Genomic DNA, 21,849 nt, shown 5'->3' with positions numbered 1-21,849 from the left:
AAGCACGGGAATGCGGCCACTATGCCCGCGCCCCCGAGTCTTGCCTATTCGCATGTGCCAAAGCGCGGGTTTCGCGCAGCTGAAGTCTCCCTGTGTTCCGCCGGCACGGAGACTCCGCTACACTCGGGCGTTGCTCTCATCATTTTCCCGGCACCTGCCTTCATGCACTACGACCTCACCGACCTGCGCCTCTTCCTGCACGTAGGGGACACCGAAAACCTGACACGTGCTGCCGAGCGCGCCTGCCTGTCGCTGCCGGCGGCCAGCAATCGCATCAAGCAGCTGGAGGAGGCATTCGAAACCCAGTTGCTGGTGCGCCAGGCCAAGGGCGTGCAGCTCACCCCCGCAGGCCACATGCTGTTGCAGCATGCGCGCGAGGTGTTCCGCGAACTGGAATGCCTGCACGCCGATCTGCAACCTTTTGCGCAAGGCGTCAAGGGCCGGTTGCGCGTGCTGGCCAATACCACGGCCACGCATTCCTTTCTCGCCGATGCGCTGTCGCGCTTCCTGACAGACAACCCGGGCGTCGACATCGAGCTGGAAGAACAGCTCTCGCAGGAAATCGTGGCGACACTGAATGCCGGCGGCGCCGACCTCGGCATTGTGGCCGGCAGCGTCGCCACCGAGGGGCTGGAGGTCCAATTGCTGGGTAGCGATGACCTCATCGTCATCGCCTCGATCAATCACCCATTGCCGAGCTTCAAAAAACTGCGCTTTGCTGACCTGCTCGACGCGCACCGCTTCGTCGGCCTGAACGAATTCAGCGCCATCCAGTCGTTTCTCGACGGCATGGCAGCCGGACTCGGCAAGCGCATCAGCCTGCGGGTACGCGTTGGCAGTTTCGATGCCGTGTGCCGCATGGTCGAAGCCGGCGCGGGCATCGCCATCGTGCCGCGCTCCTGTGCCATGCGCTATGCCAACCGCAAGGACCTGCGCATGGTACCGCTGACCGATACGTGGGCACGCCGCGAGATGCGCCTGTGCCGGCGCCCGGGCGGCAACCTGCCGCAGTTCGCGGACACCCTGATCCGCTACCTGACCGAGGCCGCCCAGGCGCCTGTCTGAGGTATCTGGCGCGGTTCAGCACCATCCGGCGTGGTCCGGCGCAGCGTTCAAAATCCACGAACGCAGCTTTCGAAAATGTGCGCTGGTCGCGCCACGGGCCGCTCCATATACTGCTCCGCAGAACGAATCGAGCGGAGACATCATGCTGCACAACGCCCTCCAGGGCATCAAGGTCCTGGACCTGTCACGGATCCTCGCCGGTCCCTGGTGCACCCAGAACCTGGCTGACCTTGGCGCCGAGGTGACCAAGATCGAGCGCCCCGAGGGCGGTGACGATACACGTGGCTGGGGCCCACCCTACCTCGAATCGCCCGACGGCTCGGCGCGCATGTCGAGCTATTTCATCTGCTGCAATCGCGGCAAGCGCTCCATGACGCTCGACTTCTCCACGCCGGAAGGCCTTGCCACGCTGCGTGGCCTGGCTGCCGAGGCCGACGTACTGGTCGAGAACTACAAAGCCGGCACGCTGGCGCGCTATGGCCTCGACTACGACACGCTCCGGGCGCTCAATCCACGTCTCGTCTATGTTTCGATCACGGGGTTCGGCCAGACTGGCCCGATGGCCGACAAACCCGGCTACGACTATGTCTTCCAGGGCATGGGCGGCCTGATGAGCTACACCGGCCAGCCCGATGGCATGCCGGGTGCCGGGCCCCTGCGCACAGGGGTGGCGGTGATCGACGTGACCACCGGCATGTACGCCACCACCGCCGTGCTCGCCGCGCTGTACCAGCGGCACGCCACCGGTACCGGCGCCTATCTTGACATTGCGCTGCTGGATGCGGCAGTTGCACTGAATGCCAACCAGGGCGCGAACTACCTGATCTCCGGCAAGAATCCGGAACGCAGCGGCAACGCCCATCCCAATTGCGCGCCTTATGAAGTCTTCCGCTGCGCAGACGGCTACCTGATCCTCGCCATCGGCAATGACACGCAGTTCGCCCGCTTCTGCGAGGTGGCCGGACTGGAAGCGCTGGCCGGCGACGCGCGTTATGCGCTGAACTCGGCACGCATCGAAAACCTGCCGGCCCTGCGCGCCATCCTGGCCGAGGTGTTCCCCATGCGCACACGGCAGGCCTGGACGGACGCATTCGATGCCGCCGGCGTACCGTGGGGGCCGATCAATACGCTCGAGGAAGTCTTCGCGCACCCGCAAGTCGTGCATCGCAGGCTGGTCCAGCATGCCGACCATCCGATACTCGGGCGCATCCCGATGGTACGCAACCCCATGCTGGCCGATGCACCCGAGGCCCGCTTAGAGCCGCCGCCGCTACTCGGCGAACGGTCATGAGTGATCCATTTTCTTTTTTAGTCACACAGTCACCCCCGCCCATACAACGATCGATGCAGGAGACACAATGAACAAGTACGCTGCCCTTACTGTCGCAACACTGGCCCTCGCCGGCTTCGCCACTGCCGCACAGGCGGAGTATCCGGACCGCCCAGTCAAGCTGATCGTGCCGTATGCGGCCGGCGGCACCACCGACATCGTCGCGCGCATCGTCAGCACCAAGCTGAGCACCATCCTCAAGCAGCCGTTCGTGGTAGATAACCGCCCCGGTGCAGGCGGCGCAGTGGGCAGCGCATTCGCGGCCAAGCAGACGCCTGATGGCTACACGCTGGTGATGGTGGTGGAAAGCTCGCACGCGGTGAACCCGAATGTGTACGTCAAGACCCCGTACGATCCGGTCAAGGACTTCGCGCCGATCAGCAACCTCGCTGACGTGCCGAACGTACTGGTGGTGAACCCCGATTTCCCGGCCAAGGACCTGCCGGAATTCATCAAGCTGCTGAAGGCCAATCCGGGCAAGTACTCGTTCGGTTCCTCGGGTAACGGCGGGCTGAGCAACATGAACGGCGAGCTGTTCATGCATGCCACCGGCACCAAGATGCTGCACGTCCCCTACAAGGGTCTCGGCCCGGCGTTGAACGATGCCGTCGCTGGCCAGATCCAGGTGGTGTTCGACAACATTCCGTCGTCGTCCGGCCTGATCGAAGGCAAGCGCCTCCGCCCCTTGGCCGTGGCGGCCAAGCAGCGGCTGAAATCGCTACCGAACGTGCCGACCTATGCGGAAATGGGTCTGCCGATCATGAACAACCCCTCGTGGTTCGGTCTCGGTGCGCCGGCTGGCACGCCTGGCCCGGTGCTCGATACGCTGAACAAGGCCGTGCGCCAGGCGCTGGCCGATCCGGAGGTGACCGCGGCCATCGAGAAGCAGGGCGCCTTCCCTGCTCCGATGAGCCGCAAGGCCTTCGGCGACCTGATCGAGAGCCAGAACAAGCATTGGCAGAAACTCGTGACCGACATCAAGTTCACCAAACTGCAGTAAGGCCAGCCATGACGCAGGACATCACGTTCAAGCATGCCGGCATCGCCGTCGACAGCCGTGGCATAGCCACGCTGACGATCCGTGACGCAGGCTCGCTCAATATCCTCGGCACGCCGGTCATCGACGATCTGCGCGCCGCCGTGGCGGCGCTGGCCGCCCGCGACGACATCCGCGTGCTGGTCGTGGCCGGTGCGGGCGAGAAGGGTTTCATCGGCGGCGCAGACATCAAGGAAATGGTGCAGCTGCAGCGTACGAGCGGCGAAGCCTTTATCAGCGGCTTGCGGGCCCTGTGCGATGCCTTGCGGCTGTTTCCTGCGCCGGTGATCGCACGCATGCCGGGCTGGTGCCTCGGTGGCGGGCTGGAACTGGCGCTGGCCTGCGACGTGCGGATCGCCGCCGACAACGGCCATTTCGGCATGCCCGAGGTGCGCGTCGGTATTCCGTCCGTGATCCATGCCGCGCTGCTGCCGCGCCTGGTCGGCCAGTCGCACGCCAACTGGATGCTGCTGACCGGCGAAGTCATCGACGCCGCCGAGGCCCTTTCATGGGGCCTGGTCAACCGTGTGGTGCCACTGGGCGAACTCGATGCCGAGGTCGGGCGTGTGGCCGGCATCCTGGCGGAATGCGGGCCGGTGGCGATGCGCCAGCAGAAACGCCTGCTGCGCGAGTGGGAAGACGAGCCGCTCGAAACATCCATTGGCAACAGCGTGGCGGAATTTGGCAGCGCCTTCGAGACAGGCGAGCCGCAGCACCACATGCAGACCTTCCTCAACCGCAAGCGCTGAGCACATCGCCCCGCGTCGCGACAACACGCGGATCGTTGACGAGGAACTGAATGAATGTTTCGGTAAACCCCGGCAGGCGGTCAGCCGGCGGTGCAATCAGCTGCAGTTCTCGCCGCGCCCACGGTTCGTCGAGCCTGGCAGCTGCGATACTGCCCCGCGCCAGCGCCTCGCTCGCCACGCTGCGCGGGACCAGCGCCACGCCCACGCCATCGGCTACCAGGGACAGCACGGCGTCGAAATCGTGCGCATGCAGCCGGACATTGGGATGCTTGCCGGCACGCTGCGCGGTCTCGCGCAGAAACTGAAAATTGCTGGTGCTGCGGTTGATCGACACGAAATCGCAGTCGAGCGCGGCTACGAAGCGAATCGGATCCGGGCCGGCCAGCGCATGTCCCGGCGGCGTGACGACCACCAGTTCATCGACGGCATAACGCAGCACGCGCATGTCGGCACTCTCGACCGTGCCGGCGCAAATGCCGACATCCGCTTCCTGCGCCACGATCGACGGCAGGACGGTGTGACTGGCGCGCTCCTCGAGTTCGATGTTGATATCGGGATTGGCAATCAGAAAACGGCTGACGGCCCGCGTGACGAAACCGTTCAGTGAGCTGCTGTTGGCCAGCAGGCGGATATGCCCCTTGAGTCCTGCGGAAAAGCGCCCCACTTCGCCATGCATGCGCTCGATATTGACGAACAGTTCGCGCACGTGCGCCAGCAAGGTTTCACCGGCTGGCGTCAGCTCCATGCCGCGCGCCGCCCGTACGAACAGCGGTGTATGCATGGCTTGCTCGAGATTCTTCAGGCGATAGCTGGCGGCGGATGCCGTGATGTGCACGGCCGCTGCCCCGGCAGACAGGTTCTGGGCTTCAGCAATCGCCAGGAACAGGCGCAGGTCGGTCAGTTCGTATCGCAAGACGGCTTCCGGAAGATAGGCGTACGGCGCATAGCTTAACCGAGCCCCAGCCACGCCCGCCAGCCTCCGGAGCGCGGCCGCACGTGCAACTTGCCAAATCCGTGCGGTGCACTACAGTGATAGCAGTCAACCTGTGCCATCGAGGTTCTCATGGATATCGAGTTTCCTGGCGTGGTGCCCGTCTATCATGGTGTCGATCTCCGCCTCGCCTTTCCGGCCATGGTGGATGGGCGACATGTCGAGTGCCGCATCAGTGCCGAGGCGCTGAAGGATCACTTCGGTGCCAAATCGATCCGCGAGACGGACCTGCATGATGCCTTCAAGGCACACCGCGCCGAGATCGAATCGGCCGCGCGCTGGATGCTGCTTGGCACCACCTCGAGTTGCATCGTACTGCGCAGCGGGACGCTGCGCTTCCTGAAGTGCCACTAAAAAGTCACTGAGCCGGACAACGGCTCTTCTTCGGCTGTTCGTTCGGGCCGGCCTGAAACGATACGGGCCGCCTCCTTGCGCCCGCGCCCGGAAGTTCCCCGCCTTGCTGATCGCCACCGGGCATCCATATGACCCGGACGCACTCGCCGCGGCAACGATTTGCTGGCACACTGGCGGCGGCTTACCCCTCTAAAGGATGATATTCATGACAGCCCCATGTCATCTGGCCCCCCATGCCCTTCGTGCACCCCATGCGACACATTCCTCATACGCCCTTTTTCTGCGGACATGCGCCCGCCACGCCGGACGCTGGCTGGCCGCGCTGAGCCTTGCGGCACTGGCCGCCTGCGGCGGCGGTGGCGGGGATGGTGGGACGACGAACATCGGTGGCGGGCAAGGTGGCGGTCAGAACGGCGGCGGCACGCCCCCGACGACAGTCTCGCCGCGCGGCATCGCCGTACCCGGACCTTGGGTGGCGTACTACAACACCGCGGGGGCGGCCGATCTGCCGCGCATGGCCAGTACCTTCCGGCTAATGGTCCTCGATCTCGATCCGGGCCTGCGCAACTTCAGCCCTGCGCAGGTCACGCAGCTCAAGGCCGGCGGTAACAACCGCGTGCTCAGTTATCTCAACATCGGCGCCTGCGAGCAGTTCCGTTCCTACTGGAGCACCGCGCCGGCCGGCATCGTCTCCTGCAATGCCAACACCTCGGCCAAGCGCGGCGCATACTCGGGCTTTCCCAATGAAGTCTGGATGAGCCCTGGCAATGCGGATTACCAGAAGCTCATTCTCGAGCATGTCGCGCCGGGGCTGGTCGCCATGGGCGCCGACGGCTTCTATCTCGACAATATGGAAATCGTCCAGCACAGCGCCACGGCCTCGAACGGCCCTTGCGACGCAACCTGCCGGCAAGGCGGGCTCGATCTGATCCGCAAGCTGCGCGAGAAATATCCGGACCTGACCATTGTCATGCAGAATGCGCTCGAGGACGTTACCCTGCAAGGCATGACCGGTGGCGTGCGCTTTGCCTCGCTGCTCGACGGCGTGGCCGGCGAAGGTGTGTTCGCACCGACCTACAGCGCCTACAACGACAACCGCCTGGGCCTATGGCGTGACGTGGGCTTCAAGCCCGGCGGCCAGGCGTTCTGGGTAGGAACGCTCGACTATGTCGGCAACTGCACGGACCGCACGGCGGCCAACAGCGTGATGGCGACCAGCAGTGCGCGCGGATTTTCGCCGTATGTTTCGGACTCGACCCACGGCCTGCAGGACATATGTTATTGGTAAAGCTGCATGGCCGGCGCATGCGCACCGCGGCCGCCCTGCTGGGGCTACTCATGGCGGGCGCCCCGCCCTGCGTCCACGCAGAAACGGCGCGCAGCCGCGGCATTGACGTGCCCGGCCCGTGGACCACTTACTACGGGGCAGCGTCGAAGCTCGATCTGCAACAGGTGGCGCGCACCTACCGGCTCCTGGTGATCGACGCCGACCCGGGGCAGCACAACTTCACCCCGGAACAGATTGCACAGCTGCGCGACGGCGGCCGCAACCGCGTGCTGAGCTACCTGAACATCGGCTCCTGCGAACGTTTTCGCACCTACTGGCGCACGACCGGCACGGCGATCCCCGGCTGCGGCGCGAACCGGCGGGCGCAGCGTGGCGTCTATCACGGCTACCCGGACGAAGTCTGGATGGATCCGTCCGACCCCGATCACCAGCGCCTGGTTCTCGACTACCTGGCACCCCGCCTGGTGGCGCAAGGTGTGGACGGCTTCTATCTCGACAATATGGAAATCGTCGAGCACGGGGTGCGCACCGACAATGGCCCATGCGGCGATGCCTGCCGCCGGGGCGGCCTCGAACTGGTGTACAAGCTGCGGGCGCGTTACCCCCAGCTGACCATCATCCTGCAGAACACGGCCGGCCCGGTCACGCGCATGGGTCAGGCCGGCGGGGTGCCCTTTCCGACACTGCTGGACGGTATTGCCCACGAAAGCGTGTTTGCCCCGCAGCACGATGCGGATGCCGATGCCCAACTCGCGCTCTGGCGGGCCTGGAGCAGTGAGCGCCCAGAGCAACGCTTCTGGATTGGCACGCTAGATTATGTCGGCAAGTGCGAAAACGTCGACCGTGCGCGCAAGGCAGCCGCCCGCAGCCGCGCGCGCGGCTATGTTCCCGCGGTTTCGGATGCCAGCGCCGGACAGCAGCGCATCTGCGACTGGCCGCAGCCACTGGCCGAATAGCCGGCTCCCCCGCATCGCCGGGCCTCCCTCGGGACGCCGGGGACCGCAATCCGGAACAAAGCGCGGGAAATCCCCCATATGTTGCCGCATGCGTCACTCCATACAATCAAACGTCGGTGACCGGAAGGCGATGTTCAGAAGGTCAGATGCGCCAGCTGTGGGACCGAACGGACACAGAAGACAGGGCCCGTCATAGCCCTGCATGTGTGTTTCCATCCAGCCACGAGGAGGTAGCATGTCAGCAGATCAGTCCAGGAAGGGGCGCGATTCTCGCCGCAAGTTTCTCGGTAGTGCAAGCGTCGCCACGGCAGCCGGTGCCGCCACAATGGGTTTTCCAAGCATCGTCAAGGCCCAGGGCCCGGTTACGATGCGTTGGCAAAGCACCTGGCCGCAAAAAGATATTTTCCATGAGTACGCCGCCGATTTCGTCACCAAGGTGAACGACATGACCGGCGGCGACATGAAGATCGAACTGCTGCCCGCCGGTGCGGTGGTCAAGGCCTTCGACCTGATCGACGCGGTCAGCAAGGGTACGCTGGATGGCGGCCATGGCGTATGCGCCTACTGGTACGGCAAGAACTCCGCCCTGGCGCTGTGGGGCTCGGGTCCGGCCTGGGGCATGGATCCCAACATGGTCCTGGCCTGGCACAAGTACGGCGGCGGCAAGGAACTGATGGCCGAGATCTACAAGGGCCTCAATCTCAACGTGGTGTCCTACCTGTACGGCCCAATGCCGACGCAACCGCTCGGCTGGTTCAAGAAACCGGTGACCAAGGCCGAGGACATGAAAGGGCTCAAGTTCCGCACGGTCGGCCTGTCGATCGACATCTTCTCCGGCATGGGCGCGGCGGTGAACGCGCTGCCGGGCGGCGAGATCGTGCCGGCCATGGATCGCGGCCTGCTCGACGCGGCGGAATTCAACAATGCCAGTTCCGATCGCGTGCTGGGCTTCCCCGATGTGTCCAAGGTCTGCATGCTGCGCAGTTTCCACCAGTGCTCGGAAACCTTCGAAATCCTGTTCAACAAGAGCAAGTTCGATGCGCTGCCGCCCAAGCTCAAGGCCATCATCAACAATGCCGTGGAAGCGTCGTCGGCCGATATGTCGTGGAAAGCCATCGACCGCTACTCCAAGGACTATGAGGCTATGCAGAAGCAAGGCGTGAAGTTCTACGCCACGCCAAACGCCATCCTGCAGGATCAGCTGAAGACCTGGGACGAAGTGGTCAAGAAGAAAGAAGCCGAGAACCCGATGTTCAAGAAGGTCAACGCCTCGATGAAGGCCTTCGCGCAGCGCACGACACGCTGGCAGAGCGACACGCTGGTCGACTTCCGGCTGGCCCAGACGCGCTACTTCTCGAAAAAGACCTGAGCCTGACCGGCTTCGTGTTTTGTACGACCTGCCTTCCGGCCCCGTGCCGGGAGGCAGTTTCCCGACACACTGAAGACGGCCATGCAAAAATTCCTGCTCTGTATCGATGCCATCAGCACCTTCGTTGGCAAGATCTTCGCGTGGCTGATCGTCAGCCTCACGCTGATGATCAGCTACGAAGTCTTCTCCCGCTACGCACTCGGTGAACCGCACGCCTGGGTGTTCGATGTCAGCAACATGATGTACGGCACGCTGTTCATGATGGCAGGCGCCTACACCCTGGCCAAGAAAGGCCATGTCCGCGGCGACATCTTGTACGGCTTTCTTACGCCGCGCGTCCAGGCCAGCATCGACCTGGTGCTCTACGTCGTGTTCTTCATTCCCGGCATCATCGCGCTGGTTTGGGCCGGCTGGGAATTCTTCGGCGATTCGCTGGCACAGAACGAGCGCTCATCGATTGCGGCAGACGGCCCGCCAATCTATCCATTCAAGCTCGTCATCCCGATTGCCGGAGCCTTCCTGCTGCTGCAGGGCGTGGCGGAGATCATCCGTTGCGTGATCTGCATCCGGGTGGGCGACTGGCCGCGCCGCGAGGATGACGTCGAGGAAGTGGACGTCGAAAAACTGAAGGAGAGCGTGCACGACGACATGGTGGATGTGGCCGCCCATGGCGATGCCGCGCCTCAAGCGGGAGGACGGATGTCATGAGAAAGGAACTGTGGTTCGGCTTTAGCATCATGGCACTGGTCGTCGCGCTGGCGGCGTACCTGATGCCCTCGCCCGAGAACATCACCAATGGCCACCTGGGCCTGCTCATGCTGGCCCTGATCGTCATCGCCATCATGCTCGGCTTTCCGACGGCCTTTACGCTGATGGGCATGGGTGTGTTCTTCGCCTGGCTGGCCTACCGGCATGCCAATCCGGATCTGGCCATCCAGCAGACGCTCGACCTGATGGTGCAGCGAACGTACGCGGTGATGACCAATGATGTGCTCATCTCGGTCCCGCTGTTCGTATTCATGGGCTACCTGGTCGAACGTGCCAACCTGATCGCCAAGCTGTTCAAGAGCCTGCACCTCGCGCTGGCCCGCGTTCCGGGCTCGCTCGCGGTGGCAACGCTGGTCACCTGTGCGATCTTCGCCACCGCCACCGGCATCGTGGGCGCAGTGGTCACGCTGATGGGCCTGCTGGCACTGCCGGCCATGCTCAACTCGGGCTACAACATCCGGTTGACGGCCGGCGTGATCACGGCGGGCGGTTGCCTGGGCATCCTGATCCCCCCGTCCGTGCTGCTTATTGTGTACGGCGCCACTGCCGGGGTATCGGTGGTGCAGCTATACGCGGGCGCATTCTTCCCCGGCATCATGCTCGCAGGACTGTATGTCGGCTATGTGATGCTCATCGCCAAGCTCAAGCCGGAATACGCCCCGCCGCTCTCGGAAAGCGAGCGTAAGGTGCCCCTGCCGGATTTCCTCGCCGCGATCGAACGCATGTTCAGCAGCCGTGCCCTGCCCTCGCTGGTCCGCGCCGTGGGCACGACTGGCCAGAGCTGGCGGCGCAAGGCCGCCGGCCAACTGCTGATCGCCCTGCTGCCGTTCATCGTCATCGTCGGCATGCTCGGCCTGACCTACGAAGGCGTGACTGCACCCGCGCGCATCGTCTCGACCGAAGGCCTGGTCGAAATGGGTGGGGGCATCCAGGACGAGGCACACGAGGAGCTGGACAGCCTGGCCCCGCCACCGGAGTCCGGAACCGCCACGGAGGTGGCACAGGAAGCCGCAACGCCGCCGGCCGCAGCCGCAGCGGATGCCCCGCCAGCTGCCCCAGCCGACGCCACGACAGCCAACGAGACCGCAGCCGCGGGCGACGAAGCAGCGCGCGAGCCAGTGCCGACCTGGTTGTGGATCACCTTTGCAGTTGCTGCCGTCGGCCTGCTGATCTTCTACGCCTTCTTCAATTTCGCCCAGCTTGAAGTCTTCAAGATGCTGCTGACTTCGTTCTTTCCACTGGCGATCCTGATCCTCGCAGTACTTGGCTCGATCGTGTTCGGCTTTGCCACGCCGACCGAGGCCGCGGCCATCGGCTCGCTGGGCGGTGCGCTGCTGGCGCTGATGTATCGCCAGATGACCATGCCGGTGCTGAAGGAATCGGTGTTCCTGACCGCCAAGACCAGTGCCATGGTGTGCTGGCTGTTCGTGGGCTCGTCGATCTTCTCGGCAGCTTTCGCCCTGCTCGGCGGGCAGGCGCTGGTGGAAGCCTGGGTGCTGTCGATGGACCTGACGCCGTTGCAGTTCATGATCATGGCGCAGATCATCATTTTCCTGCTCGGCTGGCCGCTGGAGTGGACCGAGATCATCGTCATCTTCATGCCGATCTTCATTCCGCTGCTGGCGCACTTCAACATCGATCCGCTGTTCTTCGGGCTGCTGGTCGCCATCAACCTGCAGACCGCCTTCCTCTCGCCGCCGGTCGCGATGTCGGCGTTCTACCTCAAGGGCGTGGCGCCGCCGCATGTCACGCTGAATCAGATTTTCGCGGGCATGATGCCATTCATGGGCATCCAGATCATTGCGCTGATCCTCCTGTACATGTTCCCGGCAATCGGCCTCTGGCTGCCTTCGGTGCTGTACAAGTAAGCTGTGCTGGGCATAGCGCGTCACGCACGGTCGCACGTGCGTGACGCCGCTTCCACACTATCCGGTCCAGCCTGCTCAGGACCGCCTGCCCACCTCTCTGGGCGTCCGGAACGCGGCCCCGGGTCAGGTATAGTTACGCCTGATTCCATGTGCAGAGGAAGCGCACCAATTGCCGCAAGTCAACCAGCTGGTAGACGCGGTGTACGTCCTGACCGTCAAGACCTACACCGACCGGATTGCCCACATCCAAGGCGAACTGCATCGTCACGGCATCGCCTTTCAGTTCATTTTCGACCATGATGTCCCCGACCTGACGGACGCCCAGCGTGCACGCTTCGTCCCGGACAGGCTGCGCCCACCGCACCAGTCGCTGGTGCTCAAGCACATCGCCGCATGGCGCGACGGCGTCGCCCATGGCCACCGGCGTATCCTGGTCTTCGAGGATGATGTCCTGCTCGTGCCGGGCTTTGCGGCCGGCCTCGCCACAGCGCTGCAAGCAGCAGATCGCCTGCCGCCTGGCTACCTGGTCTTTCTCGGCGGGGCCGACGCCAAGCTGCCGGATGCTTTTTTCCGCGAATCCGCGCCACTGTTCCCGATGCCCATCCCCACTGCCGAAGGCTATGTCGTCGATGCGCATGCCATGGCCCGGCGGCTGGCATGGCTGGATACCCATCTCATCGACCTGCCGGCCGACCACCTGCAAAACCGTATCGACCAGGAGCAGGGCATCGATCAGTACTGGAGCCGTGTACCGCTGGTGGAACAAGGCAGCGTGACCGGCATGTTCACCACTGCGCTCGACGGCAACCGGCTCAAGCATTCCCACTTGTACAACCGTCTGCGCTACCGCTGGAACAAGTTCCGCCGCCGTCGCCTGCGCGAATGGCTTTCGCACTGGAGACGGTCATGACCCCAGCCGCTTTTTCACAGCCGCGCGGCGGCTTGCGCGATCCGGTGACGCTGGCGCGCACGCTGATGATCGCACTGGTGCTGGCGCTGCTGTTTTCGCCACCGCTGGTTAACCTGTTCGAAGGCCTGCTGTTCGCCGTCGCCATCGTGTCGCATGACATCCGCAGCCGGCTTGCCGTGGTGGCACGCGAACCGATGGTCGCGGCTGCCATCGCACTGGCGCTCCTGATCGCCCTTGCCGCGACCTATAGCGTTGCCCCGCCAGCCGATGCCTGGCAGGCCGTCATCGGCTGGCGCAAGATCCTGCTGCTGCCACTCGGCGCCGCCCTGTTCGACGACAGTGCGTGGAAGGCACGGGTGGTGCACTGGCTGGTAGGCGCAGTGCTGGCCTGCATGGTGGCATCGTTTGTCTCGTGGGGACTGGGCGTGCCCCTGTACAAGCTCGATCTCGGTATCGCCATCCGCAATCATGCCACCCAGGGCATCATGTTCGCCGTCACCAGTTTCTGCATCGTGATTCTCCTGCGCGAAGGCTGGCACCGCATGGACCGGCGCCTGCGCCTGCTGCTACTCGCCGGGCTGGCCGGACTGCTGCTGAATATTGCCCTGGTGACACCGGGACGCAGCGGCTACGTGGTGCTGCTGGTCCTGGCAGCCGCCTTGCCGATGACCTGGACGCGCGCGCCGCTCGGACTGCGCCAGCTGCTGCTGGCCGGTGCCCTGTTTATCGCAGTGTGCGCGGCGCTCGCCACCATCCCGGCCACGCGCGACCGCATCATGCAGGGCGTGCACGAGATGGAGACGTACCGGCAGTCCCCCGAACTGACATCGATGGGCATCCGCGTCGTCATGCTGCAGCACACGCTGACCCTGCTGGAAGCGCGCCCGCTGCGCGGCTACGGCACGGGCAGCTTCAAGACCGCCTACCATGAACTGGTGAAGGACAAGCAAGGCTGGCAGGCAGTAGACGTGGCCGATCCGCATAACCAGTACCTGAAGATCTGGGTCGAACAGGGCATCGCAGGCCTCCTGCTGCTGTTCGCCATCCTGGTGGCCGCGCCCTTCCGCCGGGTATCGCAACCCTATCGCGCGCTCGGGCTGGCGGTAACTGCGGCATGGTGCGCCACCAGCCTGACCAGCTCGCACTTCTCCACCTTCTCGGAAGGTCGCTTCATCCTGGCGTGGATGGGTATCATGCTGGCCTTGAATTATTCCGGCAAGCCCGATCGCACGGTGTGAACCCGGGAATCGGCAGCGCTGTCAGCAACGATGTGAAGCACACCCGGAAAATCATCCATTGCGATTGCGACTGCTTCTACGCAGCCGTCGAAATGCGCGACAACCCGGCGCTTGCCGAGCTCCCGCTAGCGGTCGGCGGCCAGCCGGACCGGCGCGGCGTAATCGCTACCTGCAATTACGTCGCGCGCCGCTACGGCGTGCGCTCGGCGATGTCATCAGCGCAGGCGGTACAGCGCTGCCCCGGCCTGCTGATCCTGCCGCCGTCCATGGACAAGTACCGCGTGGCCTCGCGCACCATTCTGGCCATCTACCGCGACTACACGCCCCTGGTGCAGCCGCTGTCGCTCGACGAAGCCTACCTCGATGTCACCGACAGCCCGCATTGCCGTGGCAGCGCCACGCTCATGGCAGAGGAAATCCGCACGCGCATCCGGCAGGAAGTCGGGATTACCGCCTCGGCTGGCGTCGGCCCGAACAAGTTTATCGCCAAGATCGCCAGCGACTGGAACAAGCCGGATGGACTCTACGTAGTGCGCCCGCAGGACGCAGATGGGTTCGTCGCAGCCCTGCCGGTCGGCAAGCTGCATGGCGTCGGGCGGGTCACCGCGGCGCGTCTCGAGCGGTTGGGCATCAAGACATGCGGCGACCTGCGCAGCTGGAGCAAGCTCGATCTGCAGCAGACCTTCGGCGCCTTCGGCCTGCGCCTGCACAGCCTGTGCCGTGGAGAAGATGAGCGCCCTGTCTCGCCAGACCTGCCGCGCAAGTCGATCAGCGTGGAAACCACTTACGACGTCGACCTGGCGACACCCGAGGCCTGCCAGGCGGCGCTGGCCGAACTGCTGCCGCTGTTGACGCAGCGCATCGCCCGTGCAGCGGCAGGACCGCTGGTCCACAAGGCGTTCGTGAAGATCAAGTTCGACAATTTCCGGCAGACGACGGTGGAAACCGTGCATGGCGAGGTCACGCCGGCCGTGTTCGGTGAACTGCTGGACACCGGCTGGCAGCGGCATCGCCGGCCGGTACGTCTGCTGGGCGCGGGCGTGCGGCTGGTGGAAGCGGGAGATACCGCACAGCTCGGCCTGTTTGGCGAGCCACCGGCACCAGTCGCCTGAAACGCTTAGCGGAAGACCACGGTCTTGTGGCCGTTCAGCAGAATGCGATGCTCGGCATGCCAGCGCACGGCGCGGGCCAGCGTCACGCATTCCACGTCGCGGCCCATCGAGGTCAGCTGGTCAGGTTCCATGCTGTGATCGACACGGGCGACGTCCTGCTCGATGATCGGGCCTTCGTCCAGTTCGGCGGTCACATAGTGGGCGGTCGCGCCAATCAGCTTCACGCCACGGTCGTGCGCCTGGTAGTACGGCTTGGCACCCTTGAAGCTCGGCAGGAAAGAATGGTGGATATTGATGGCGCGGCCAGCCAGCTTACGGCACAGGTCATCGGACAGAACCTGCATGTAGCGCGCGAGCACCACCAGGTCGATGTTCTGCTCCTGCACCACTTCCCACACCTTGGCTTCTTGCTGCGCCTTCTGCTCGGGCGTCGCGCCGAGCAGCGGAAAATGCAGGAACGGCACGTCGTACGAAGCGGCCAGCTGGTAGAAATCGCGATGGTTCGAGACGATGGCCGCCACATCTACCGGCAGGCCGCCCGACTTGGCGCGGAACAGCAGGTCGTTGAGGCAGTGGCCGATCTTGGACACCATGATCAGCACACGCGGCCGCACACCCGCATCGTAGATGTTCCAGTCCATGCCGAAGCGCTCGCCCACGGGCGCAAATGCAGCCTGCAGGGCTTCCAGCCCGGTGGCCTGGTCCACGGCGAAATGCACGCGCATGAAAAAGCGGTTGGTGAAAGCGTCGCCATACTGCGCCGAATCGAGAATATTGCATTGCTGCTCGAACAGCAGGCCGGACACGGCATGCACGATGCCGGGACGGTCGGGACAGGACAGCGTCAGGATAAAGCCTGGGGTGCTCATAAATCGTATCTTTGGGTCGGATTGGTGCGAATCAATCGCGGTAACCGCACATGATAGCAAGTTGCCGGCCATTTGCTGGCATAAAGGCATCCACCGGCGCCCGCTTGTCCCCGCCGGCGGACTTCGCTACGCTAGGGCGTGCCCGCACATGAAACGCGCGCACCGGACACCCCGCATAGCGCGGCGTCCCACGCAATGCGCTGGCGCCATGCGGGGACACGGACGCGCATGGCGTATGCGGTCCGCTCCTGTGAGCACCGTTCCATTCGATTGCCGACAGGCCACCACGGAGGTTCTGCATGTCCCGCCCGCCGCCGTCACCCCTCCCAGCCGTGCCCGACGGCCAGCTCGTGCTGGCGCTCGACCAGGGCACGAGCAGCTCGCGGGCCATGCTGTTCGACCGGACCGGGACGATTGTCGCCAGCGCGCAGCGCGAGTTTGCGCAGCATTACCCCCAACCGGGCTGGGTGGAACATGACGTGCTGGCGATCTGGCAGGGCCAGCTCGACGTGGCCCGCGAGGTCCTGCGCAGCAGCGGCGTACCGTGGCAGCGCATCAGCGCCCTTGGCATCACCAACCAGCGCGAAACGACCGTGCTGTGGGACCGCGCGACCGGGCAACCGCTGGCGCCGGCCATCGTCTGGCAGGACCGGCGCACCGCCGATTTCTGCAGCGCGCTGCAGGCCGAAAGGCATGGCCCGCTATTCCAGGCACGCACCGGACTGGTGATCGACGCCTATTTTTCTGGCACCAAGCTGCGCTGGCTACTCGACCACATTCCCGATGCACGCACCCGCGCCCTGCGCGGCGAACTCGCCTTCGGCACCATCGACAGCTGGCTGGTCTGGCAACTGACCGGCGGGCAACGGCACGTGACCGATGTCTCGAATGCCTCGCGCACACTGCTATGCAATATCCATACGCTGCAATGGGATCCCGAGCTGCTGGCGCTGCTCGACATTCCACCCGGCCTGCTGCCCGAGATTGTGCCGTCCAGTGGCACGGTGGCCCACACAATGCCCGACCTGTTCGGCGGCCCCATCCCGATTGCCGGCATTGCCGGCGACCAGCAGGCAGCGACGTTCGGCCAGGCCTGCCTCACGCCCGGCATGGCCAAGAACACCTATGGCACCGGCTGCTTCGTACTCATGCATACGGGCACCGCGCCCGTGCCGTCGCGCAACCGCCTGCTGTCCACTGTCGCCTGGCAGGTCGATGGCCAGGCTGCATACGCGCTCGAGGGTTCGGTGTTCATGGGAGGCGCGACGTTGCAGTGGTTGCGCGATGAACTGCGCATCATCGACAGCGCGGCGCAAGCCGAAACACTCGCGCGACAGTGCACCGATACCGGCGGGATGGTGCTGGTGCCGGCCTTTGCCGGACTTGGCGCGCCTTACTGGGATGCGTATGCACGCGGCACGCTGATCGGCATGACACGTGGCACCGGCCGCCCGCAGATCGCCCGTGCGGCGCTTGAAGCCATTGCCCTGCAAAGCGTGGACGTACTCGACGCGATGCAGCTCGACGCATCGATTCCACTGGCCGAACTGCGTGTGGACGGCGGCGCTGCACGCAGCGATCTGCTGATGCAGATGCAGGCCGACCTGCTCGGCACGCCCGTGGTGCGCCCCCGCGTGACGGAAACCACGGCGCTCGGCGCGGCCTACCTGGCTGGCCTGGCCACCGGATACTGGCATAACACCGCCGAACTCACCGCGCAATGGCACGCCGAGCGGCGTTTCGAGCCGGCCATGTCCGCCGATCAGCGTGCAGCCGTGCGCGCCCGCTGGCATCGTGCCGTTGACCGCGCGCGTGACTGGGCACGCGAGGATGCCGCTACACCGCCAGCACCCGATACCGGCGCACCGTTACACGAGACACCCTGACATGCGCGCCGTCCTCACTGCAACGCCGCCGCCTCGGCCCATCGACCGTACCGCCCTACTGGACGAAATCCGCCAGCACAAGCGCTGGGATGTGATTGTGATCGGCGGCGGAGCCACTGGTCTGGGTACGGCCCTCGACGCCGTATCACGCGGTTATCGCACGCTGCTGGTCGAAGCCCATGATTTCGCCAAGGGCACGTCGGGCAAGGCCACCAAGCTGATTCACGGTGGCGTGCGCTACCTGGCCCAGGGCAATATCGGACTGGTACGCGAATCGCTACGCGAACGCGAGCTGCTGCTGCACAACGCCAGCCATCTGGTGTGGCCGCTCGGTTTCGTGGTGCCATCCTACAGCCATCTCGACACGGCCTTCTATGGCGCAGGACTGAAGCTCTACGACGCCATGGCCGGCCGCGACAGCCTGCCAGGCAGCCGCATCCTGTCCGCCAGCGAAGCGCAGTCCGCCGCGCCAGGGCTCGCCGCGCGCGGACCGCAAGGCACGTTGCGAGGCGGCGTGCTGTACTACGACGGACAATTCGACGATGCGCGGCTGGCCATCGCGTTGATGCGCACCATCATCGATCTTGGCGGGACCGCGCTCAACGCCATGGCGGTGCGTGCGCTGACGGTGCGCAATGGACTGGTCTGCGGTGTGGCGCTAGAGGACACCGAGAGCGGTGAACGCCTGCATGCCGTGGCGGACTGTGTCATCAACGCCACCGGCGTGTGGGTCGACGCCATCCGCCGTCTCGAGGACCCGGCCGCGCTGCCCATGGTTGCACCCAGCCAGGGCGTGCATCTCGTGGTACCGCGCCGTTTCCTGCCCGGCTCACACGCCGTGCTGGTCCCGCGTACCAACGATGGCCGCATCCTGTTCATGCTGCCATGGGGCGGACACACGCTGCTCGGCACCACCGACACGGCGCGCAGCGACCTGCCGCTGGAGCCAGTGCCGGGGGAGGCGGAAATCGATTTCATCCTGTCGACCGCCGCACGCTATCTCGCCGCACCGCCGACCCGCGACGACATCACCAGCATGTGGGCCGGGCTGCGGCCACTGGTGCGCGCCGGCGCAGACATGCCGACGCGCGCGGTATCGCGCGAGCATGCCATCCGCATGTCGCCCGGCGGTCTCTTGACCATTACCGGCGGCAAGTGGACCACCTACCGGCGCATGGCCGAGGACACAATCGACCATGCGATCCGCCATGGCCTGCTGCCGCCGCGTCCGTGCCGCACGGCCCATCTGCGCCTGCATGGGGCACCGGAAGGCGCCGGCAACGTCTATGGCACCGATGCGCCGCACCTGCTCGCACTCCCTGGGGCCGATGTGTCGCTGACGGGTGGCGGCGGCCTGACCGAGGCGCATGTCCGTTTTGCCGCGCGCTATGAGCAGGCGCGCAGCGTCGAAGATGTGCTGGCCCGCCGCTGCCGCCTGCTGCTGCTGGACGCTGCCAGCGCCCGTGCCGCCGCGCCAGCCGTGGCGCGCATTCTCGCCGACGAGCTGGAGCACGGACCGGAGTGGATCACCGGACAGCTGGCGACGTTTGCGGCCACGGCGCAAATTTATGGCAATCCGTCGCAAAACTGCCTGCAGGGCGATGCGACAGGCGATAATACGGCTGACGCAATCATCTCTGCTGGAGAACACAATGGATGAGATCGACGACTTGTCTGACCTGCCGACCCCGCGCTTCATCTGGGGCTTTGCCATCACCACGGGCAAGGGAGGCGAAGTGATGCACGACGAGTTCGAGTATCTGACACATACCCAGACGCCGCGCTTCTCCTGCCGCGTGGTCGAGCTGGAAGACATGCCGGCGGATGACGAGGAATCCGATGAAGTCGATGTGGATGGCCGCATCGTGCATTTCGACGACGCCGCACGCATGTTCTACATCACCGACATCGGCATGGCGCTGGTCAATTTCCAGCTGTTCGACCCGCCCGGCGACAAGGGCCGCCTCAAGAAGGTATGCGACGAAGCGATCCGCAACTGGCTGCTGCGCCGCGACTTTCTCGACGAAGACGATGACATGGCCGGCTGACGCCGTCCTCCTCCCCACATCGGCGGGACGCTCAGCCACAGCGTTGGCGCCCGCCCCCCCGGTTCCAGCATGCCCGGAGATCCGCCCCATGACCCAAGTGCCGCCCGCATCCGTCCGCCCAGTGCCGCTCCGCGAGGCCTTCTGGTACTGGCTACGCCTCGGGTTCATCAGTTTTGGCGGGCCGGCTGGCCAGATCGCCATCATGCATGAAGACCTGGTCGACCGGAAACGCTGGATCTCGGAAAAACGTTTCCTGCACGCCCTCAACTACTGCATGATGCTGCCTGGCCCGGAAGCCCAGCAGCTCGCCACCTACATCGGATGGCTCATGCACCGCACCTGGGGCGGCGTCATCGCTGGCGGCCTGTTCGTACTGCCCTCGCTGTTCCTGCTGATGCTGCTGACCTGGATCTACCTGCGCTTCGGCGATGTGCCAGCGGTCTCGGGCGTGCTCTATGGCATCAAGCCGGCCGTCACCGCCATCGTCATCGCAGCGGCGTGGCGCATCGGCACGCGCACGCTCAAGAACGCCTGGCTGTGGGGCATCGCCATCGCCGCCTTCGTGGCGATCTTCGCGCTGCGCCTGCCCTTCCCGGTCATCATCGCGGTCGCCGCCCTGGTCGGCTACGCCGGCAGCCGCCTCGCGCCCGGCGTGTTCCGTGGCGAGAGCGGCCACGGCACAACAGGCCACGCAGCGGCACCCAGCGCCCTGCTCGATGATGTGGCCGGCATTGCCCCGCACACGCGCTTCACCTGGCGGCGCTTCACGCTGGTCCTGCTCGCAGGGCTTGGCCTGTGGGCGGTGGCCATGCTGGTACTTGGGCTGGCATACGGATGGCGCGGCGTGCCGATGCAGATGGGATGGTTCTTCACCAAGGCCGCCCTGATGACATTCGGTGGTGCCTACGCGGTGCTGCCCTATGTCTACCAGGGCGCGGTCGAGCACTTCCAGTGGCTCAGCGCCGCCCAGATGATTGACGGGCTGGCGCTCGGCGAAACCACACCCGGGCCCCTGATCATGATCGTCGCCTTCGTCGGTTTCGTGGGCGGCTGGACGACGACCTTCCTGGGCACCGAGCACGCGCTGGCTTCAGCCATCCTGGCCGCCTGTGTCGTGACCTACTTCACGTTCCTGCCGTCGTTCATCTTCATCCTGCTGGGCGGCCCATTCATCGAGAGCACGCACGGCAACCTGTCCCTGACGGCACCCCTGACAGCCATCACGGCGGCGGTGGTCGGCGTCATCGTCAACCTGGCGGTGTTCTTTGCCTACCATGTACTGTGGCCCAACGGCGGCAGTTTCGACTGGTGGTCGGCCGCCATTGGCCTCTGCGCGGCCATCGCCCTGGTGCGGTATCGCGTGGGCGTGATTCCGGTGATCCTTGCTAGCGCCGTGGTCGGATTGGCGCTGACCCTGTTGCCAGCCATGCAGGCCGCGTAACCGCCTCGAAACAACGGCGCGCCAAACAAAACGCCACGCCAGCCCTGAACAAGCAGCTGGCGTGGCGTATCGACATGGCGACGGCCCCCGGGCCGCCGCCATGCCGGGTTCACAGATTGTTTTCGCGGTCCATTGGCGCGCTCGAAGGCGCACCGCCGCCCGCTTCCGCGCGCACCGACTGCGTGGTGCGCGAACGGCTGCTGCCATGGCTGTTACGCCCGCCGATGCGGCCGATCGCAGCCATATGCTCGCGATTCTGGCTCACGGCCTCGCCACCTTTGCGGCCCGCATCACGCGCCTCGTCGGACGTAAATTCATGTGCCGTGCCCTTGGCATGCGCTGCACGTCCACCGGCAGAAGCGATGGCGCGCTGGCGCGCCCTGTCCATCGCGGCAAAGCCCCGGTTGGACGACGGTCGGGAAGGAGTCTGCATCGGATTCTGGCTGGTATTGCTCATAAGCTCGCCCTTTCAAGGTTGTCGATGAATGAAGCGCCGATTCCGGTCCACAAGCGAAGCCGCCGGGGCATCGCCTGTCACCCGTCCTGCAACGGTATCCGGCACTGGAATCTG

20 protein-coding genes are annotated in these 21,849 nt (G+C 65.0%); 17 read left to right on the top strand and 3 right to left on the bottom strand.

Going from position 1 to position 21,849, the window contains the following annotated elements:
- The first annotated feature begins 162 nt into the window (after positions 1 to 162).
- The 4 genes from ACQ3C8_RS05760 (at position 163) to ACQ3C8_RS05745 (ending at position 4,180) form a co-directional block, all read left to right on the top strand.
- A complete protein-coding gene (locus tag ACQ3C8_RS05760; RefSeq protein ID WP_009522380.1) occupies positions 163 to 1,065 on the top strand; it encodes a LysR family transcriptional regulator in 903 nt (300 codons plus the stop codon).
- A 142-nt stretch (positions 1,066 to 1,207) separates the two neighbouring features.
- Positions 1,208 to 2,356: a CaiB/BaiF CoA transferase family protein gene (locus tag ACQ3C8_RS05755; protein WP_428852786.1), complete on the top strand. Its 1,149-nt coding sequence runs from the start codon at positions 1,208 to 1,210 to the stop codon at positions 2,354 to 2,356.
- Positions 2,357 to 2,423: 67 nt separating this feature from the next.
- Positions 2,424 to 3,395, top strand: a complete 972-nt coding sequence (locus ACQ3C8_RS05750; protein WP_428852785.1) for a Bug family tripartite tricarboxylate transporter substrate binding protein — start codon at positions 2,424 to 2,426, stop codon at positions 3,393 to 3,395.
- Between the two features lie 8 nt (positions 3,396 to 3,403).
- Positions 3,404 to 4,180 carry an enoyl-CoA hydratase gene (locus ACQ3C8_RS05745; RefSeq protein WP_428852784.1) on the top strand — a complete coding sequence of 259 codons (777 nt, stop codon included), beginning with the start codon at positions 3,404 to 3,406 and terminating at the stop codon, positions 4,178 to 4,180.
- Here the strand turns inward: ACQ3C8_RS05745 and ACQ3C8_RS05740 are convergent.
- Complete coding sequence (locus tag ACQ3C8_RS05740; RefSeq protein WP_037029851.1) at positions 4,164 to 5,093, bottom strand: LysR family transcriptional regulator; 930 nt, start codon at positions 5,091 to 5,093, stop codon at positions 4,164 to 4,166. The two genes, ACQ3C8_RS05745 and ACQ3C8_RS05740, sit on opposite strands and share 17 nt — an antisense overlap.
- A 150-nt stretch (positions 5,094 to 5,243) precedes the next feature.
- Here ACQ3C8_RS05740 and ACQ3C8_RS05735 point away from each other — a divergent pair, with 150 nt between their 5' ends.
- The 9 genes from ACQ3C8_RS05735 to dinB all read left to right on the top strand — a co-directional run bounded on the left by ACQ3C8_RS05735 (position 5,244) and on the right by dinB (position 15,034).
- Entirely contained in the window at positions 5,244 to 5,525 is a 282-nt protein-coding gene (locus ACQ3C8_RS05735) for a DUF1488 domain-containing protein (protein WP_428852783.1), read from the top strand.
- Positions 5,526 to 5,730: 205 nt separating this feature from the next.
- A complete protein-coding gene (locus ACQ3C8_RS05730; protein ID WP_428852782.1) occupies positions 5,731 to 6,813 on the top strand; it encodes an endo alpha-1,4 polygalactosaminidase in 1,083 nt (360 codons plus the stop codon).
- Entirely contained in the window at positions 6,801 to 7,769 is a 969-nt protein-coding gene (locus ACQ3C8_RS05725) for an endo alpha-1,4 polygalactosaminidase (protein ID WP_428852781.1), read from the top strand. The genes ACQ3C8_RS05730 and ACQ3C8_RS05725 overlap by 13 nt, the downstream gene beginning before the upstream one ends.
- Positions 7,770 to 8,004: 235 nt before the next feature.
- Positions 8,005 to 9,138: a TRAP transporter substrate-binding protein gene (locus ACQ3C8_RS05720; RefSeq protein WP_009522372.1), complete on the top strand. Its 1,134-nt coding sequence runs from the start codon at positions 8,005 to 8,007 to the stop codon at positions 9,136 to 9,138.
- An 81-nt stretch (positions 9,139 to 9,219) separates the two neighbouring features.
- Complete coding sequence (locus ACQ3C8_RS05715) at positions 9,220 to 9,846, top strand: TRAP transporter small permease subunit (RefSeq protein WP_009522371.1); 627 nt, start codon at positions 9,220 to 9,222, stop codon at positions 9,844 to 9,846.
- On the top strand, positions 9,843 to 11,774 hold the full coding sequence (locus tag ACQ3C8_RS05710; RefSeq protein ID WP_009522370.1) for a TRAP transporter large permease: 1,932 nt from the start codon (positions 9,843 to 9,845) through the stop codon (positions 11,772 to 11,774). Before ACQ3C8_RS05715 ends, ACQ3C8_RS05710 begins: the two co-directional genes overlap by 4 nt.
- A gap of 169 nt (positions 11,775 to 11,943) precedes the next feature.
- Complete coding sequence (locus ACQ3C8_RS05705; protein ID WP_428852780.1) at positions 11,944 to 12,684, top strand: glycosyltransferase family 25 protein; 741 nt, start codon at positions 11,944 to 11,946, stop codon at positions 12,682 to 12,684.
- Entirely contained in the window at positions 12,681 to 13,922 is a 1,242-nt protein-coding gene (locus ACQ3C8_RS05700) for an O-antigen ligase family protein (protein ID WP_428852779.1), read from the top strand. The genes ACQ3C8_RS05705 and ACQ3C8_RS05700 overlap by 4 nt, the downstream gene beginning before the upstream one ends.
- Positions 13,919 to 15,034, top strand: a complete 1,116-nt coding sequence (dinB, locus tag ACQ3C8_RS05695) for a DNA polymerase IV (protein ID WP_428852778.1) — start codon at positions 13,919 to 13,921, stop codon at positions 15,032 to 15,034. The genes ACQ3C8_RS05700 and dinB overlap by 4 nt, the downstream gene beginning before the upstream one ends.
- A gap of 5 nt (positions 15,035 to 15,039) precedes the next feature.
- Here the strand turns inward: dinB and purU are convergent, their stop codons facing one another.
- Entirely contained in the window at positions 15,040 to 15,903 is an 864-nt protein-coding gene (gene purU, locus ACQ3C8_RS05690) for a formyltetrahydrofolate deformylase (RefSeq protein WP_009522365.1), read from the bottom strand.
- A gap of 299 nt (positions 15,904 to 16,202) precedes the next feature.
- On the opposite strand from purU, the gene glpK reads away from it, so the two are divergent.
- The 4 genes from glpK to chrA all read left to right on the top strand — a co-directional run bounded on the left by glpK (position 16,203) and on the right by chrA (position 21,278).
- On the top strand, positions 16,203 to 17,789 hold the full coding sequence (gene glpK / locus ACQ3C8_RS05685) for a glycerol kinase GlpK (RefSeq protein ID WP_428852777.1): 1,587 nt from the start codon (positions 16,203 to 16,205) through the stop codon (positions 17,787 to 17,789).
- Position 17,790: 1 nt separating this feature from the next.
- Positions 17,791 to 19,449 carry a glycerol-3-phosphate dehydrogenase/oxidase gene (locus ACQ3C8_RS05680; RefSeq protein WP_428852776.1) on the top strand — a complete coding sequence of 553 codons (1,659 nt, stop codon included), beginning with the start codon at positions 17,791 to 17,793 and terminating at the stop codon, positions 19,447 to 19,449.
- Complete coding sequence (locus ACQ3C8_RS05675) at positions 19,442 to 19,837, top strand: hypothetical protein (RefSeq protein WP_428852775.1); 396 nt, start codon at positions 19,442 to 19,444, stop codon at positions 19,835 to 19,837. The genes ACQ3C8_RS05680 and ACQ3C8_RS05675 overlap by 8 nt, the downstream gene beginning before the upstream one ends.
- Before the next feature lie 88 nt (positions 19,838 to 19,925).
- Complete coding sequence (chrA, locus tag ACQ3C8_RS05670) at positions 19,926 to 21,278, top strand: chromate efflux transporter (RefSeq protein WP_428852774.1); 1,353 nt, start codon at positions 19,926 to 19,928, stop codon at positions 21,276 to 21,278.
- 109 nt (positions 21,279 to 21,387) lie between these two features.
- On the opposite strand, the gene ACQ3C8_RS05665 is transcribed toward chrA, so the two are convergent.
- On the bottom strand, positions 21,388 to 21,735 hold the full coding sequence (locus ACQ3C8_RS05665; protein WP_009522360.1) for a KGG domain-containing protein: 348 nt from the start codon (positions 21,733 to 21,735) through the stop codon (positions 21,388 to 21,390).
- Positions 21,736 to 21,849 lie beyond the last annotated feature (114 nt).

This window comes from Imbroritus primus (genome assembly GCF_964332355.1).
GTDB lineage: Bacteria > Pseudomonadota > Gammaproteobacteria > Burkholderiales > Burkholderiaceae > Imbroritus > Imbroritus primus.
The sequence above is the reverse complement of the archived record's forward strand: the minus strand, read 5'-3'. Positions and strand labels throughout refer to the sequence as shown.

Bases quoted from the DNA above. Each gene is read 5' to 3' on its own strand.
- ACQ3C8_RS05760 (WP_009522380.1), top strand. From the start codon at position 163: ATGCACTACGACCTCACCGACCTGCGCCTCTTCCTGCACGTAGGGGAC.
- ACQ3C8_RS05755 (WP_428852786.1), top strand. From the start codon at position 1,208: ATGCTGCACAACGCCCTCCAGGGCATCAAGGTCCTGGACCTGTCACGG.
- ACQ3C8_RS05750 (WP_428852785.1), top strand. From the start codon at position 2,424: ATGAACAAGTACGCTGCCCTTACTGTCGCAACACTGGCCCTCGCCGGC.
- ACQ3C8_RS05745 (WP_428852784.1), top strand. From the start codon at position 3,404: ATGACGCAGGACATCACGTTCAAGCATGCCGGCATCGCCGTCGACAGC.
- ACQ3C8_RS05735 (WP_428852783.1), top strand. From the start codon at position 5,244: ATGGATATCGAGTTTCCTGGCGTGGTGCCCGTCTATCATGGTGTCGAT.
- ACQ3C8_RS05730 (WP_428852782.1), top strand. From the start codon at position 5,731: ATGACAGCCCCATGTCATCTGGCCCCCCATGCCCTTCGTGCACCCCAT.
- ACQ3C8_RS05725 (WP_428852781.1), top strand. From the start codon at position 6,801: ATGTTATTGGTAAAGCTGCATGGCCGGCGCATGCGCACCGCGGCCGCC.
- ACQ3C8_RS05720 (WP_009522372.1), top strand. From the start codon at position 8,005: ATGTCAGCAGATCAGTCCAGGAAGGGGCGCGATTCTCGCCGCAAGTTT.
- ACQ3C8_RS05715 (WP_009522371.1), top strand. From the start codon at position 9,220: ATGCAAAAATTCCTGCTCTGTATCGATGCCATCAGCACCTTCGTTGGC.
- ACQ3C8_RS05710 (WP_009522370.1), top strand. From the start codon at position 9,843: ATGAGAAAGGAACTGTGGTTCGGCTTTAGCATCATGGCACTGGTCGTC.
- ACQ3C8_RS05700 (WP_428852779.1), top strand. From the start codon at position 12,681: ATGACCCCAGCCGCTTTTTCACAGCCGCGCGGCGGCTTGCGCGATCCG.
- purU (WP_009522365.1), bottom strand. From the start codon at position 15,903: ATGAGCACCCCAGGCTTTATCCTGACGCTGTCCTGTCCCGACCGTCCC.
- glpK (WP_428852777.1), top strand. From the start codon at position 16,203: ATGTCCCGCCCGCCGCCGTCACCCCTCCCAGCCGTGCCCGACGGCCAG.
- ACQ3C8_RS05680 (WP_428852776.1), top strand. From the start codon at position 17,791: ATGCGCGCCGTCCTCACTGCAACGCCGCCGCCTCGGCCCATCGACCGT.
- ACQ3C8_RS05675 (WP_428852775.1), top strand. From the start codon at position 19,442: ATGGATGAGATCGACGACTTGTCTGACCTGCCGACCCCGCGCTTCATC.
- chrA (WP_428852774.1), top strand. From the start codon at position 19,926: ATGACCCAAGTGCCGCCCGCATCCGTCCGCCCAGTGCCGCTCCGCGAG.
- ACQ3C8_RS05665 (WP_009522360.1), bottom strand. From the start codon at position 21,735: ATGAGCAATACCAGCCAGAATCCGATGCAGACTCCTTCCCGACCGTCG.